The organism is Streptomyces sp. NPDC059169 (genome assembly GCF_042755225.1).
Classification (GTDB): Bacteria; Actinomycetota; Actinomycetes; order Streptomycetales; family Streptomycetaceae; genus Streptomyces.
On record NZ_JBHZCF010000024.1, the window covers coordinates 17,956 to 31,300 of the forward strand.

At 72.8% G+C, this 13,345-nt stretch carries 13 protein-coding genes; 8 read left to right on the forward strand and 5 right to left on the reverse strand.

Annotated features, from left to right (window positions below):
* Positions 1-90: 90 nt before the first annotated feature.
* The 3 genes from ACFXOM_RS32285 to ACFXOM_RS32295 form a co-directional block, all read right to left on the reverse strand.
* The gene (locus ACFXOM_RS32285; RefSeq protein ID WP_384928932.1) at positions 91-696 is read right to left on the reverse strand and encodes a hypothetical protein; all 606 of its coding nucleotides are present in this window, start codon (positions 694-696) and stop codon (positions 91-93) included.
* 205 nt (positions 697-901) lie between these two features.
* Positions 902-1,726: an MOSC domain-containing protein gene (locus ACFXOM_RS32290; protein WP_384928930.1), complete on the reverse strand. Its 825-nt coding sequence runs from the start codon at positions 1,724-1,726 to the stop codon at positions 902-904.
* A gap of 37 nt (positions 1,727-1,763) precedes the next feature.
* Positions 1,764-2,219, reverse strand: a complete 456-nt coding sequence (locus ACFXOM_RS32295; RefSeq protein WP_384928928.1) for a DUF6643 family protein — start codon at positions 2,217-2,219, stop codon at positions 1,764-1,766.
* Positions 2,220-2,468: 249 nt separating this feature from the next.
* Here ACFXOM_RS32295 and ACFXOM_RS32300 point away from each other — a divergent pair, with 249 nt between their 5' ends.
* Positions 2,469-3,761, forward strand: coding sequence for a TerD family protein (locus ACFXOM_RS32300; RefSeq protein WP_384928925.1), 1,293 nt, complete (start codon positions 2,469-2,471; stop codon positions 3,759-3,761).
* A gap of 13 nt (positions 3,762-3,774) precedes the next feature.
* Here the strand turns inward: ACFXOM_RS32300 and ACFXOM_RS32305 are convergent, their stop codons facing one another.
* Positions 3,775-4,956 (reverse strand): glycosyltransferase, encoded by a 1,182-nt coding sequence (locus ACFXOM_RS32305; RefSeq protein ID WP_384928923.1) that lies wholly within the window; start codon positions 4,954-4,956, stop codon positions 3,775-3,777.
* A gap of 58 nt (positions 4,957-5,014) precedes the next feature.
* On the opposite strand from ACFXOM_RS32305, the gene ACFXOM_RS32310 reads away from it, so the two are divergent.
* Both ACFXOM_RS32310 and ACFXOM_RS32315 read left to right on the forward strand, forming a co-directional pair.
* Complete coding sequence (locus tag ACFXOM_RS32310) at positions 5,015-5,818, forward strand: glutamate racemase (protein WP_384928920.1); 804 nt, start codon at positions 5,015-5,017, stop codon at positions 5,816-5,818.
* Positions 5,819-5,952: 134 nt separating this feature from the next.
* On the forward strand, positions 5,953-6,519 hold the full coding sequence (locus tag ACFXOM_RS32315) for a hypothetical protein (RefSeq protein WP_384928918.1): 567 nt from the start codon (positions 5,953-5,955) through the stop codon (positions 6,517-6,519).
* A 39-nt stretch (positions 6,520-6,558) separates the two neighbouring features.
* Here ACFXOM_RS32315 and ACFXOM_RS32320 read toward each other — a convergent pair whose 3' ends face one another.
* Positions 6,559-7,656 (reverse strand): O-antigen ligase family protein, encoded by a 1,098-nt coding sequence (locus tag ACFXOM_RS32320; protein ID WP_384928915.1) that lies wholly within the window; start codon positions 7,654-7,656, stop codon positions 6,559-6,561.
* A 260-nt stretch (positions 7,657-7,916) separates the two neighbouring features.
* Here ACFXOM_RS32320 and lnt point away from each other — a divergent pair, with 260 nt between their 5' ends.
* From lnt to ACFXOM_RS32345, 5 genes are all read left to right on the forward strand, one after another.
* Entirely contained in the window at positions 7,917-9,521 is a 1,605-nt protein-coding gene (gene lnt, locus ACFXOM_RS32325; RefSeq protein WP_384928912.1) for an apolipoprotein N-acyltransferase, read from the forward strand.
* A 9-nt stretch (positions 9,522-9,530) separates the two neighbouring features.
* Positions 9,531-10,013, forward strand: a complete 483-nt coding sequence (locus ACFXOM_RS32330; protein ID WP_384928910.1) for an NUDIX domain-containing protein — start codon at positions 9,531-9,533, stop codon at positions 10,011-10,013.
* Between the two features lie 259 nt (positions 10,014-10,272).
* The gene (locus ACFXOM_RS32335; protein WP_384928908.1) at positions 10,273-11,133 is read left to right on the forward strand and encodes a universal stress protein; all 861 of its coding nucleotides are present in this window, start codon (positions 10,273-10,275) and stop codon (positions 11,131-11,133) included.
* Between the two features lie 362 nt (positions 11,134-11,495).
* On the forward strand, positions 11,496-12,071 hold the full coding sequence (locus ACFXOM_RS32340) for a hypothetical protein (protein ID WP_384928905.1): 576 nt from the start codon (positions 11,496-11,498) through the stop codon (positions 12,069-12,071).
* A 33-nt stretch (positions 12,072-12,104) separates the two neighbouring features.
* Positions 12,105-13,277 (forward strand): sensor histidine kinase, encoded by a 1,173-nt coding sequence (locus ACFXOM_RS32345; RefSeq protein WP_385040852.1) that lies wholly within the window; start codon positions 12,105-12,107, stop codon positions 13,275-13,277.
* Positions 13,278-13,345: the final 68 nt, after the last annotated feature.

The window sequence follows — 13,345 nt, forward strand, 5'->3', positions numbered from 1 at the left end:
GTGCTGCTCTGCCCCCACCTCGTGCGTCGGTTGCGTGCTGTGCCGCGCGGAGCACCACCGTAGCGTGCGCGGCGGCAGCGAGTTGACCGGTCAGCTGCCGGTGCCGGTACGGCCCCAGTCGGGACCTGCTTTCGCCCACGCGCGGTCGAGAACGGCGTACCGCCGCTGTACCAGTCGCCATACGAAGAGACGCCGGCCGCCCTCGACGGACGCGGCGGTCAGGACGGCCGCGCCGAGGCCGGCGAGCACGGCGCGTGCCCGCGCGGTCTCCCGGTCCACCGGCCGGGCGACGGCCGTGCCGCTGTCGTCCGTCCACATCCGGAACGTGTCCCCGGGGGCCGCCGTCAGCGAGCCGGTGACGAGGGTCCCGGTGCGTCGGCTCCCGTCCGCCGCCTTCCACTCCGCGAGGACCGCGCGGCGCCGGTCCCCGGGCGCGGCCTCCCCGGCCGCGCTCCCCCGGGGGGCAGCCGCTGCCGCGTGCAGCACCCTTGCCGTCGTGGGATGGGTCCGCTCCTCCTGGGCGCGCACGGACTCCTGCAGCCCGTCGTCCGCCGCCCGACCGCACGCCCAGCCGATGAGCGGCACGGCGACCGTGAGCATGAAGACGGCGGTGAACGCCCCCCATGCCTCGACGAGATCGGTGGTGCGGCGCAGTGGATTGTGCCGCCAGCGCCAGAGCCCCGTGAGCGCCCGCATGTTCCAAAACTCCCCTTCCGCGTGGTCACCACCTCGTACGGCACGGAGAGCGTGTGCGTTCAGCGGGGCGGGCAATCAACCCGGCTGCCCCGAGGCCGGGCTCCACGGGAAGGCGTGTCCCGAGCGGGTTCCGTCGCACGGCGACCGGAGGCGGCGGAGCCCCGGTTCATGGCGGAGCACCGCGCGGACGGCTCGGGCCCGTGCCTCAGGCGAGGATCCGTACGGGGTCGCCCACCCGGACGGTTCCGGTGTTCTCCGGCACGAGGTTCTGCCCGAAGACCAGCCGGTCCCCGAAGCGCCGGTGTCTGCCGAGGGTGCGCAGCGGCTCCCTGCCGCGCTCGGCCGTCGTCTGGTCGGTGGTGGTGATGACGCAGCGCCCGCTGGGTCGCGGGACCCGGAAGGTCACCTCGCCCACCGCGATGCGCTTCCAGTCGTCCTCGGCCCAGGGACCGGTACCCTCCACCACGAGGTTGGGCCGGAAGCGGTTCATGGGCAGCGGACCCTCTTCAGGGTGGTCGCCGTGTGCGATCAGCGAGTTCAGCGCGTCGAGGGAGGACGCGGACACGATGAGCAACGGATAGCCGTCGGCGAACGAGACCGTCTCGCCGGGCTGTGCGTACTCCGGGTCGATGGGCCTGCCGTACGCCGGATCGTGGAGGTACACCAGGCGGACCGGCACGCCCAGGAAATCGCTGAACCACGCGTCCGGGGCGTTCCCCGCCGGCACCGCTTCGACCTTGTCCCCGAAAAGCTCCACCGGCGTCGCGCCCGCCGGTTCGGGCACCGCAACGGTCAACCGCTCGTGTCCCGGCGCGGACAGCCGGACGGCGCCGTCGTCCAGTTGCTCGACCTCGGCCAACGCCAGCCGGGCCTGTTGGCGTTGGGTGACCGTGCGCCATCCGGCGTCGACGAGCATCCACCGCCGGTCGCCCGCGAGCCCCCACGGCTCCACCACGGCTTCGTCCGGGGCGTACCCCCGGGCCGATTTGACCGGGTGGACGTGGACGGATCGGATCACTGGAGTCGGCATATGGCCATACTGCCAGCCGGACTGCGGTGTCCTGCCGTCAGTAGCCGCCGCCCTGGTAGGGGCGGTTGTACGGATCGTCGTACGGAGCCGGGGCAGGTACGGGGCGGGGGGCGGCCGGGCGCATGGCCTCGTATCCGGTCGCGACCGGGCGGGGCATGGGCTGGGGTTGGACGCCCGCGTAGCCGGCGCGCATCCCGGCGGGTTGCTGCTGCGGGATGTACGGCGCGGCCGTCTGTTGCAGCGGAACGGGAGGCTGCATGGGCTGCGGGTACCCGTACGCGGGCGAGGGCTGGGAGGGAGCCGCCGGGAGGGCGGGCAGGGCCGCGGGCAGTGCCGGCAGGTAGCTGTTGCCGACGTCGTACGCGGAAGGCACTCGGATCGGTGCGATCTGAGGCGTGCCCCGCTCGGCGACTAGGGAGTCGTAGATCGGGGTGTCGGGGAACGAAGGCGCGGAGTAGTAGCCGCCACCGTAAGTGGAGCGGGGGGACGTCATGGCACATAAGTTAAGCCCACGATGTGCTGGTTGGGGAGCCCGATTAGAGGGTTGTTTGGCGCGTTCCCCGTGGTCATGGAGCCCCAATGGGAGCGAATCTGGGAAAATCGGTCGCCCCGGGTGGCCTGAATCGTGTAAAGCGCAAGCTGAGGAGGGGGTTACCCACGGGTCGCACCGGGTGCTCCGGCCGCACCAGAGCTAGGTTGGCGCCACACACATCACCGGGCGCGAGGACCCATGGGGGCGAGGATGTCCATGCTCAAAGGAGCCAATGTTCCAGTACCTGTACGGAATGTCCGGGTAGAACTGGGGTGGCGTTCCGGCCAGGGCGTGCCCGACGTCGACGCGTCGGCGCTGCTGCTCGACGCGCGGACGGGCAAGGTCCGGTCCGACGCGGACTTCGTCTTCTACAACCAGCCCGAGCACGCGTCGGGCGCCGTGCGCCACGAGGGCAAGCACCCCGAAGGGGACGACACGACCGACCGGCTCGTGGTCGACCTCGGGGGCGTCGAGCCCTCCGTCGAGCGGATCATCCTGGCGGCCTCGGCGGACGGCGGGACCTTCGGACAGGTGCCGGGACTCCACGTGCGCGTCCTGGACGCCGCCGCGGGCACGGAGATCGCGCGCTACGACAGTCGGGACGCGACGGTCGAGACCGCGTTCATCCTCGGCGAGTTCTACCGGCGGCAGGGGGCGTGGAAGTTCCGCGCGGTCGGGCAGGGCTACGCGAGCGGACTGGAGGGACTCGCGACCGACTTCGGCATCACGGTCGACGAACCGCAGCACGCCGCGTCGGCCCCGCCCGCCCCGTTTCCGGCACCTCCTGCCCCGCCCGCGCCCGCCCATCACGCATCGCCGCCGGCCCGGCCGGCCGCCCCCGCAGCCGCGCCCCCGCCCGCGCCGGTGCGGCTCACCAAGGTCACGCTGACCAAGGCGTCGCCCGCGGTCTCGCTCACCAAGCAGGGCGGCACGTCCGGGACGATGCGGGTCAACCTCAACTGGGAGGTGCGCAAGCAGTTCACCGGCTGGGGCTCCAAGCTCGGTCGAGCCGTCCCCGTGCACGCCGACCTCGACCTCGACCTGTGCGCGCTCTACGAACTCGCCGACGGCCGGAAGGGGGTGGTCCAGGCCCTGGGCAACGCCTACGGGGCGCTCCACCAGCCCCCGTACATCCATCTCGACGGCGACGACCGCACCGGAGCGCAGGCCGGCGGTGAGAACCTGACCATCAACCTCGACCGCAGGAACGAACTCCGTCGCGTCGTCATCTTCGTCACCATCTACGAGGGCGCACGCAGCTTCGCTGATCTGCACGCGACGGTCACCCTCCAGCCCCAACACGGTGCCCCGGTGGACTTCTCCCTCGACGAGTGCACCGTCCCCTCGACCGTCTGCGCGCTCGCCCTCCTCACCAATCAGGGCGGCGACCTCGTCGTCCAGCGCGAGGCGCGCTACCTGGTGCCCGAAAGAGGGGTCAGTCCCCAGCGCACCATCGACCACGCGTACGGGTGGGGGATGAACTGGACGCCGGGCAGGAAATGACGCAGGCCCGTCATCAGCGGTCGGGCGCGGCCTCGGGACGTGCGTACGTACGTCCCTTCCAGGCCGCGCCGCGCCCCCTGTAGTGCTGCACCGCCGAATCGACCGTCATCAGCAGGTAGAGCAGCGCCGTCAGCGGCAACAGCGGAGCGAGCCACAGCGTCTGCCGGTAGTAGCGCAGCATCGGTGCGTACGTAGCGGCCATCACCGCCCATGCCAGGAACCCCGCCCACGCAGCCACCGCCCGCCCCGGTGCCTGCGAGCCGAAGAGGCCCACCCACAGCGCGACGGGCGGAACGAGGTAGACAAGCCCGAGGGCGGCCACCGTCCCGAGGAGCAGCAGCGGCTCGTACCGCAGCTGCGCGTAAGCGCTGCGGGAAACCATCCGCCACAGGTCCGCCGGGCGGTCGTACGGACGGACGCTTTCCACGCGCTCCGCGAGCCCGAGCCAGATCCTTCCTCCGGCGCCGCGCACCGCACGGGCCACCGCGACGTCGTCGATCACCGCATGGCGCACGGAGGCCGGGAGGTCTGCCTGCTCGACCGCCTCCGTGCGCAGCAGCATGCAGCCCCCCGCCGCCGCCGCGGTCCTGCGCCCGCGGTTGATCCGCCGGAACGGATAGAGCTGTGCGAAGAAGTAGACGAACGCCGGTACGACCAACCGCTCCCAACCCGTGGACACCCGAAGCCGGGCCATTTGCGACACGAGGTCCAGGTCGTTCGTCGTGGCTGCCGAGACGAGCTCGGTGAGGCTGTCCGGTTCGTGGGCGATGTCGGCGTCGGTGAGCAGCAGATAGGCGGGCCGCCGGGTCCGTGCCAGGGCAACGCCGCGGCGCAACGCCCACAGTTTGCCCGTCCAGCCCGCCTCCGGCTCGCCCGCAGGGACCACGGTGAGGGGCAACCCGTCGTACTGCACGGCCAGTTTGCGGGCCAGCTCACCGGTCCCGTCCGTACTGCCGTCGTCGACGAGGATCACTTCCGCCGGGCCGGGATAGGACTGGCGTAGCAGCGATGGCAGGCTCTCCGGCAGCACGCCGGCCTCGTCCCTGGCGGGTACGACGACCACCACGGACGGCCAGGCCCCGGGCGCGGTGCGCCGTGGCAACCGCTGGTCCGTACGCCAGAAGAAGCCCTGCCCCAGTAGCAGCCAGAGCCACACGGCCAGCGACCCCAGGGCGATCCACGCAATGGTGCTCATTCGCCGCAGTGTGCCCCACTTCGGCAGGACCGCAAGGGCCGTGGGCTAGGGTGATCGGGTGAAGATCGCGCTCATGGACTCGGGAATCGGCCTCCTCGCGGCGGCCGCCGCGGTGCGCCGGCTGAGGCCGGACGCGGAGCTGGTCCTCTCCTCCGACCCCGACGGGATGCCGTGGGGCCCCCGCACCCCCGACGACGTCACCGAGCACGCGCTCGCGGTCGCCCGGGCCGCCGCCGCCCACCGCCCGGACGCACTGATCGTCGCTTGCAACACGGCGTCCGTGCACGCCCTTCCGGCGCTGCGCGCGGAGCTCGAACCCGCGCTGCCCGTCATCGGTACCGTCCCCGCGATCAAGCCCGCCGCCGCCGGCGGTGGCCGCGTCGCCATCTGGGCCACCCCTGCCACCACCGGTAGTCCGTACCAGCGCGGCCTGATCCGTGACTTCGGCGAGGGGGCGGACGTCACCGAGGTTCCCTGCCCCGGGCTGGCGGACGCCGTCCAGGAGGCCGACGAGGCGGCAATCGACGGCTCCGTCGCCGCCGCCGCCGCGCTCACTCCGATGGACGTACGAGCCGTCGTCCTCGGCTGCACCCACTACGAGCTGGTCGCCGAGCGCATCCGCGCCGCCGTGGGCGCGGGCCGCCCCGAGGGGCTGCCGCCGGTCGTCCTGCACGGTTCCGCGGGGGCCGTCGCAGCGCAGGCGCTGCGACGCATCGGTGCAGTTCACACCCCTGCTGCCACGCCCGGCAACCGGATGACGGTGCTGCTCAGCGGCCGGGAATCGGGGCTCCCCGAAGCAGCGCTGGCCTACCTCGAAGGGCGCTTCCTCGGGGCAGCGGAACCGGTCACCCCGGCCCCCTGAGGCCGCAGGCCGGGCGACCCCCGGTAGCGGCGCCCGGACCTGCGGTGATGCCGTCGCGTCGACCCCGTCTGCCTGACGGTCCCGCAGCCTTCCGCCCGGTGTCCCCGGAGCGGAACGTGAGTACGCTGCGAGACATGACGGACCACCCCCGCGACGAGGGGCAGACCGGAGAGCCACTGCCCGCGATCTGGACCGGCCGAGCGACCAACCACCTCCAGTGGGTGCTTGCCGCTGCAGGTGCGGCCTGCATGGCGCTCGGGATCGAGCTGGCCGTCGAATCGCCTTGGACATCGGGTGTCGTGCCGCTGCTGATGTCGGTGATCGGCTGCGTGCTGGCCGGACTGCTCATGCTGTTCGGGACCCTGGCCTTCGTGCACGTCGCGGTCACGATCGACCGTGACGCGATGGAGGTGAGGTGCGGCCACATGGGACTCCCCAGGCGCAGGATCCCGCTCTCCCACGTCGTGGAGGCCGAATACGCCCCCAGGGTCACCCCGCGGCAATGGGGCGGCTGGGGCTGTCGATGGCGGCCGGAGAAGGGCACCGCGGTGATCGTTCGACGCGGCGAAGGGCTCGTCCTCACCCTCGGCGACGGCCGTACCTTCACGGTCACCGTCGACGACGCCGAATCTGCGGTACGGGTGATCCGCGGCCATCTGCGGCCCGGAGCTTCGGCGGGCTCGACCCCCGCCGGTGCCTGACGGCCACGCGATCGGCCCGTCACCGACCCGGTCCCGGGCTCAGTGCCCCTCGTGGGGACCGGGGGCGGACCGCTCCCTCACGGGCGGGACCTGCGTCGGGGAGAGGCGTCGACCCTCGTGCCCGGGGCGTGCCATGGCCAGTCCAGCGAGGAGTCCCGCTCCTGCGGTGACCGGGGTGAAACTCAGCGGGTTGCCCACGCAGGCGAGGGCGGCGAGGCCGGTCAGGGCCGTGCCCGCACCCAGCACGACGGGGGTGGGGCGCGGTGACCGCCACAGTCCGTACAGCATCCAGCAGTACAGCGCGCCCAGCAGGACCACCCCGACGGTCCCCTGTTCCGCGGCCTGTTGCAGCGGGGCCGAATGGGGCTTCCCGTCGGAATGGACCGCCTGCTGCGCCGTGGGACTCAGGTCGGCGAACCGGCCGGGGCCGGCGCCCAGCAAGGGGTGCGCCTCGGCGAGATCGGCAGCGTCCTCCCACAGCTGCACCCGGTGCGGGGTCAGCGTGCCCTCAGCTGCGACCGTGACGGCCTCGGGCAGCGCCCGCTCCGCCACCGCCCAGGAGCCGCCCGCCAGTACCGCGGTGACCAGTGCACACGCAGCGAGCGCGGGGAGGCGGCGTCGCACCCGGACCGCGCCGAGCGAACACAGCACCACACCTGCCGCGGCCGCGCACCCCAGGGGGGACCCGATCGCGAGGCCCGCACCGGCGGGGGCGAAGGCCGACAGCCAGAGCAGGAGGCGGGCCGGCCGGCGCCCGGCCGCGGCCGCGGCACAGCAGGTCGCCCCCGCGGAGAGCACCAGCAGCGCTGCGGTGGCACCGGTGCCACCGGGCGGATCGAGGCCGCCGAACGGCACCGCGGGCAGTCCGTGGGGGGTGACCAGCACCAGGCACAGCGCGCCCAGACCCGCGGACGCCGAGGAAGTCACCGGCAGTACCGACCCGCAGATCCGCCCGCCTGCGTATCCGCCGGCGAGCACGAGGACGGCCAGCAGCACCCCCTCCGGCCTGGCCTCCCGCCCGGTCGCGCTGATCACCGCCCAGGCGGCGCAGCAGCCCAGGACGGTCACGCCCACGGCGTCGGGCCCGTGGTCGACGTCACTGTGCCCGGTGGCCGCCCGGTCTGTCGGCATCGCCATCCCGTCGCCCCCCGAACTGTCACGGGCCATGGAGCCCACGTGCTGGCGCACACCGTAATGCCCGGGCCACGGGTTTGGGGATGGTCGGCCCGGAAATCGGACGCTTCCGGCCGACTGGACGGGACGACGCCCGGGCGATCGGTCCGGACGGCGACCCCGGCGCACCAAACGGTGCGGAGCCGGGCGGGACGGACCGAGGGGCGCCGCCGGCTCCCGGGCGGACTGCCGTGATTCCGCTTCCCGGCCGTAGACTCCGGCACGTGAGCGCCACCATCACCTCCGCAGAACCGCAGGCCCCGCCCCTCGTCCCGCGCGACCGGGCCCGGAGACTGCTGCAGCGGCTCGCCCGGCCCGGTGCGGCCGTGCTCTCGGGGGCGCTGCTCTACCTCAGCTTCCCGCCCCGTCCCCTGTGGTGGCTGGTGCTCCCCGGCTTCGCGCTGCTGGGCTGGTGCCTCAGGGAACGCAGGCCGCGGGCGGCCCTCGGTCTCGGTCTCCTCTTCGGTCTGGGCTTCCTCCTCCCGCTGCTCGTCTGGACCGGCGAAGAGGTCGGGGCCGTGCCGTGGCTCGCCCTTGCCACGGCGGAGGCCCTGTTCGTCGCCGTCACCTGCGTGGGCGTCGCCGTCGTGAGCCGACTGCCGCTGTGGCCGCTGTGGGCCGCCGCCGTATGGGTGCTCGGGGAGGCCGCCCGGGCGCGGGTGCCGTTCGGCGGATTCCCCTGGGGCAAGATCGCTTTCGGTCAGGCGGACGGCGTCTTCCTGCCGCTCGCCGCGGTCGGCGGCACGCCCGTCCTCGGTTTCGCGGTCGTCCTCTGCGGCTTCGGTCTGTACGAGACCCTCCGGGTGGTCCGCGACCGCCGCAGGACCGGACGGCTGCCGTCAGGTCCCCTCGCGGCTGCGGTGCTCGCCGTCCTCCTCCCCGTCACCGCAGCCCTCGCGGCGCTACCGCTGGTCGACGACCGCGCCGAGGACGGCACGGCCACCGTCGCAGCCATCCAGGGCAACGTGCCCCGCCTCGGCTTCGACTTCAACGCGCAGCGCCGCGCGGTCCTCGACAACCACGCGCGCCGCACCGAGCAACTGGCCGAGGACGTCGCCGCCGGCAAGGTCGCGAGGCCGGACTTCGTGCTGTGGCCGGAGAACTCCTCCGATCTCGACCCGTACCGCAACCCTGACGCGCGCCAGGTGATCGACCGGGCCGTGCGGAAGATCGGGGTTCCGACCGTGATCGGGGCGGTCCTCACCCCCGAGACGGGGCCCCTGCGCAACACGCTGATCCAGTGGGACCCGAAGCGCGGCCCGGTCGCCACGTACGACAAGAGGCACGTCCAGCCGTTCGGCGAGTACATCCCGATGCGTCCCTTCGTGCGACTCTTCAGCGCGGACGTCGACCGGGTCAGCCGCGACTTCGGCCCCGGGCACGCGGTGGGCGTCTTCGACCTGGCGGGCACCAAGGTGGGACTCGCCACCTGCTACGAGGCCGCTTTCGACTGGGCAGTGCGGGACACCGTCACCCACGGCGCCCAGCTCATCTCGGTCCCGAGCAACAACGCCACGTTCGGCCGCAGCGAGATGACCTACCAGCAGCTCGCGATGTCCCGTGTGCGGGCCGTCGAACACAGCCGGGCGGTCGTCGTCCCCGTCACCAGCGGAGTGAGCGCGATCATCCAGCCGGACGGCAAGATCGTCCAGGAGACGCGGATGTTCACCCCGGACGCGCTGGTCGCCGAAGTGCCGCTGCGCTCCTCGCTCACCCCCGCCACCCGGATGGGCACCCTGCCCGAGGGCGTCCTGGCGGCGCTCGCCGTGGGCGCACTCGGGTGGGTCGGCTACACGCGTGGCCGCGAGAGGTTCCGCCGCGACGGTTAGGGTCGGAGGATGGGAACCCCCGAGTTCATCCGTGAGATTCGCGTCAGCGCAGGCCACCAGCTGCTCTTCCTGCCGGGCGTCAGCGCGGTCGTGTTCGACGACGAGGGACGTGTCCTGCTGGGCAGGCGGGCCGACACCGGTACGTGGTCGATCATCGGCGGGATCCCGGAGCCGGGGGAGCAGCCGGCCGTGGCGGCGGTGCGCGAGGTGTTCGAGGAGACCGCCGTGCGCTGCGTCGCCGAGCGGATCGTGCTCGTCCAGACCCTGGCGAAGCCGGTGACCTACCCGAACGGGGACCGGTGCCAGTTCATGGACGTGTGCCTGCGCTGCCGCGCGGTGGGTGGGGAGGCGCGGGTCAACGACGAGGAGTCGCTGGCCGTCGGCTGGTTCCCGGTGGATGCGCTCCCCGAGCTCCGGGACTTCGCACTGTTCCGGATCAAGCAGGCGCTGGCTGATGGGCCGACGTGGTTCGACCCCACTCTGCCCGGGTGACCTGTGCGGGCGCCCGTGTGCGTCGGTGACGGGGCGGGCCCCGACGGTTCCTCCGTCCACGGTCTGCGGGTCTCCTCGCGCACGTCGGCCCGAGTGGCCGACGACATCTCCCCGTGCGCGGCAACAGCGGCTCGGCCCGACGCATTGCGCGCAACCTGCCCTGATCCGGGGCGAGATTGAGCGGTCCTCGGGGCAGCCGGGATACTTCGAGGGGACCGGTTGAAGTGACCGCAGCCGTGGAAACCATCTGGAGGCGTACATGACCCGAGCCATCGTCACAGGAGTGGACGGATCCCCCGAGAGCCTGGCCGCTGCCGACTGGGCAGCCCGCGAAGCCGCGCTCCGTGGGCTGCCCCTCCGCATCGTGCACGCCTGGCTCTGGCAGCCCCTGGACGTGCCGATCGTCCAGGACAGGCAAGCGCAGGAGGAGTCGGCCCTCGCTGTGGTGCGGGAGGCAGAGAAGCACGTGGTCAGCCGGTACCCGGACGTTCCGGTCAGCACCGGGATCGTGGCGGACACCGCGGTCCAGGCCCTGCTCTCCGAAGCCGAGCGGGCTCGCATGCTGGTGCTCGGATCGCGCGGCTACGGGGCGGTCGCCGGATTCCTGCTCGGCTCCTACGGACAGCAGGTCATCGCTGCGTCCCCCCGTCCCGTCGTCTCCGTCCGGGCGGCTTCGGGCACGGAAGGGGGCGAAGTCGTCGTGGGCCAGCAGGGCGATGCCGAGGACAGTGACCACGTACTCGAGTTCGCCTTCGAAGAAGCAGCCGCTCGGGGCGCGACGCTGCGAGCCGTGCGGGCGTGGAGCCTGCCGCCGATCTTCGCCTACAGCCCGGGTTCGATGCGCCTCGCCGACGAGGCCGGCGGCCTGGAACCGTTCGAGAAGAAGGCGCTGGAGGAGGCGCTGAAGCCATGGCGCGAGAAGTACCCCACCGTCTCGGTGGTCCCCCACGTGGAGCTCGGAAGCGCGGGGCAGGTGCTGCTGTCGCTCTCGACCCGAGCACAACTGATCGTCCTCGGTCGCCGGGTGCGCCGTTCCCCGATCGGCAGCCGCATCGGATCGGCGGCCCACGCGGTTCTGCACCACGCCCCCTGCCCGGTGGCCGTCGTCCCGCATCCCTGAAGGGCGCAGGTCGCTGATGTGGCTGGGCGGCGGGCGGGGCGCAGGCCGTCCTCACCCGTGCCGTCGCCCGGCCGGGCGGTTCCGGTCGCGCCCGTCAAGCCGTGCCGTCAACGACCCGCGGTCGCGACACACGGTCGCCGGATCGGCGAACGCGGTGAAGAAGGGACGACCAGAGGGTCGTCCCACCGGGACGTCGTCGCGCCGGCTCGAGCGGTCGGAGTCCACGAGCCGGACCACGGAGCGTGCCGTTCCGCGGTGTCCTTCCGGGCCGATGGTCCCCGCACCTCCCTCCTACGGGGGAGGACGGAGATGGGTCAGGCCGGCGATGCCGAAGCGGAGGTGCGGCGGCGAGGATCCACGCCATGAACAAATCCGTCGTCTTCACCACCGCCCCGCTCCTCGTCACCGTCTACGCGGTCTTCCGCGTCCTGGACGGCCTGGACGGCGAGCGCGGTCCGGGGCCGGCCTGGACTGCCGGTCACCTCGCGTTCCTCGTGTCGTTGATCCTTTTCGTGCCGGTGTTGCTGGAACTGCGGCGGCTGGCGGGCGGCGGACGGTTCGCTACGGCCACGGCCGTCGTCGGCCTGTTCGGTGCGGTCTTCTCCCTGGCCCAGATCTCCGTCGACCTCGTCGTCGGGGCGCTCGCTGCGGACCACGAGGCCATGCGCGCACTGTTCGCCGACGTCCGGAGCGTGCCCGGAGTGGAACCCCTCGTCTACACCGTGGGCCCGGTACTGCTCTACCTCGGTCTGCTGGTCATGTTCTGCCGGCTGGCCCTGGCCCGGGCCGTACCGGTGTGGCGGGCGGCGGCGGTGGTGCTCGCCGTGCTGGTCTCGCTCCTGGGGCTGGACGCGTTGCCGGCTGTGGGGCTCCTGCTGTGCGCTGCACTCGCCCCGCACCCCCGTCTCAGCACCTCTCCCGCCGCCGACCACTGCTGAGGACCCGTCAACGACGCCGTGGAACAATTCCCCGTGTCCACAACGCCGTTGCTCCCTTCGCTCCGACGCCTGGCGGGTTCGTCCTGGTCAGAGGTTGGGCTCGCCGTCGTCATCACCGTCGCCCAGACGGCGCCCCTGCTGTTCGTGCACAGCTCCGACGGACGCCCCTGGCACTGGTGGGGTTACGTTGCGGCGGCCGGGGCGTCGCTTCCCCTGGCGGTGCGGCGCCGGGCGCCGACGCCGGTCCTGCTGGTCTGCGCCGCGTTCGCCACCCTCTACGACCTCGCCGACCCGCTCGCGCCGCAGCCGCTCTGGTACGGCGTCCTCATTGCGCTGCACGGGATGGCGTCCGTCTCGCCGCCCCGGGTGCGGATCCCGGTGTTCCTGGTGGTCTGTGCGGGAGGCTTCGCCTCGGTCGGCTCGCCGAACACCGCAACGCGGGGCTTCGTCCTGTACGTCGCGGCATACGCACTCGGTCGGGCTTCCGCCGGCTCCCGCGCCGAGGCGGCGGCACTGACCGAGCGGGCCGCCCGCCTCGCACGCGAACGCCAGGTCGACGAAGAGCGCGCCGCCGAACGCGAACGGATCCGGATCACCCGGGACATGCACGACGTGCTGGCTCATTCGATCAGCCTGATGGTCGTCCAGGCCGAGGCCGGACCGGTGGTGCTGGACACGGACCCCGCCCGCGCCTCGGCCGCGTTCGACGCGATCGCCGGCACCGGCCGTGACGCCCTGGACCAGTTGCGCCGGGTGCTGACCGTCCTCAAGGTCGGCGACGACCCCCGCGTCCCCGAGCCGACGCTCCGTGACCTGCCCGCACTCTCCCGCCAGGTCGCGGGGACGGGGCTGGAGGTGTCCACCACCACGGGGGGCGAGCCGCGAGCGTTGTCCGCCGAATGCGGCGCCGCGGCGTACCGGATCGTCCAGGAGGCACTCACCAACGTCGTCAAGCACGCCGGAGCGAACCGCGTCGAGGTGCGGTTGCTCTGGTGTGACGACGGGCTGGAGGTAACCGTCGTCGACGACGGCCGTGGCGCGGGGAAGAACCTTCCGTCCGGTGGGAACGGCCTGGTCGGCCTCCGCGAGCGGGCCGCAGCCTGCGGCGGCAGCGCGACGGCGGGCCCCAGGCGGGACCGCAGGCCAGGATTCGAAGTGCGTGCACGGCTTCCCCTGTCCGCGCAGGGGGCGGCGGTGGAGGTGTGACGCCAGCCCGTTGGTGGACAGGAGCGGGTGCGCGCCGGATCCGTGATGACCCGCCGGCGCGGCCGATG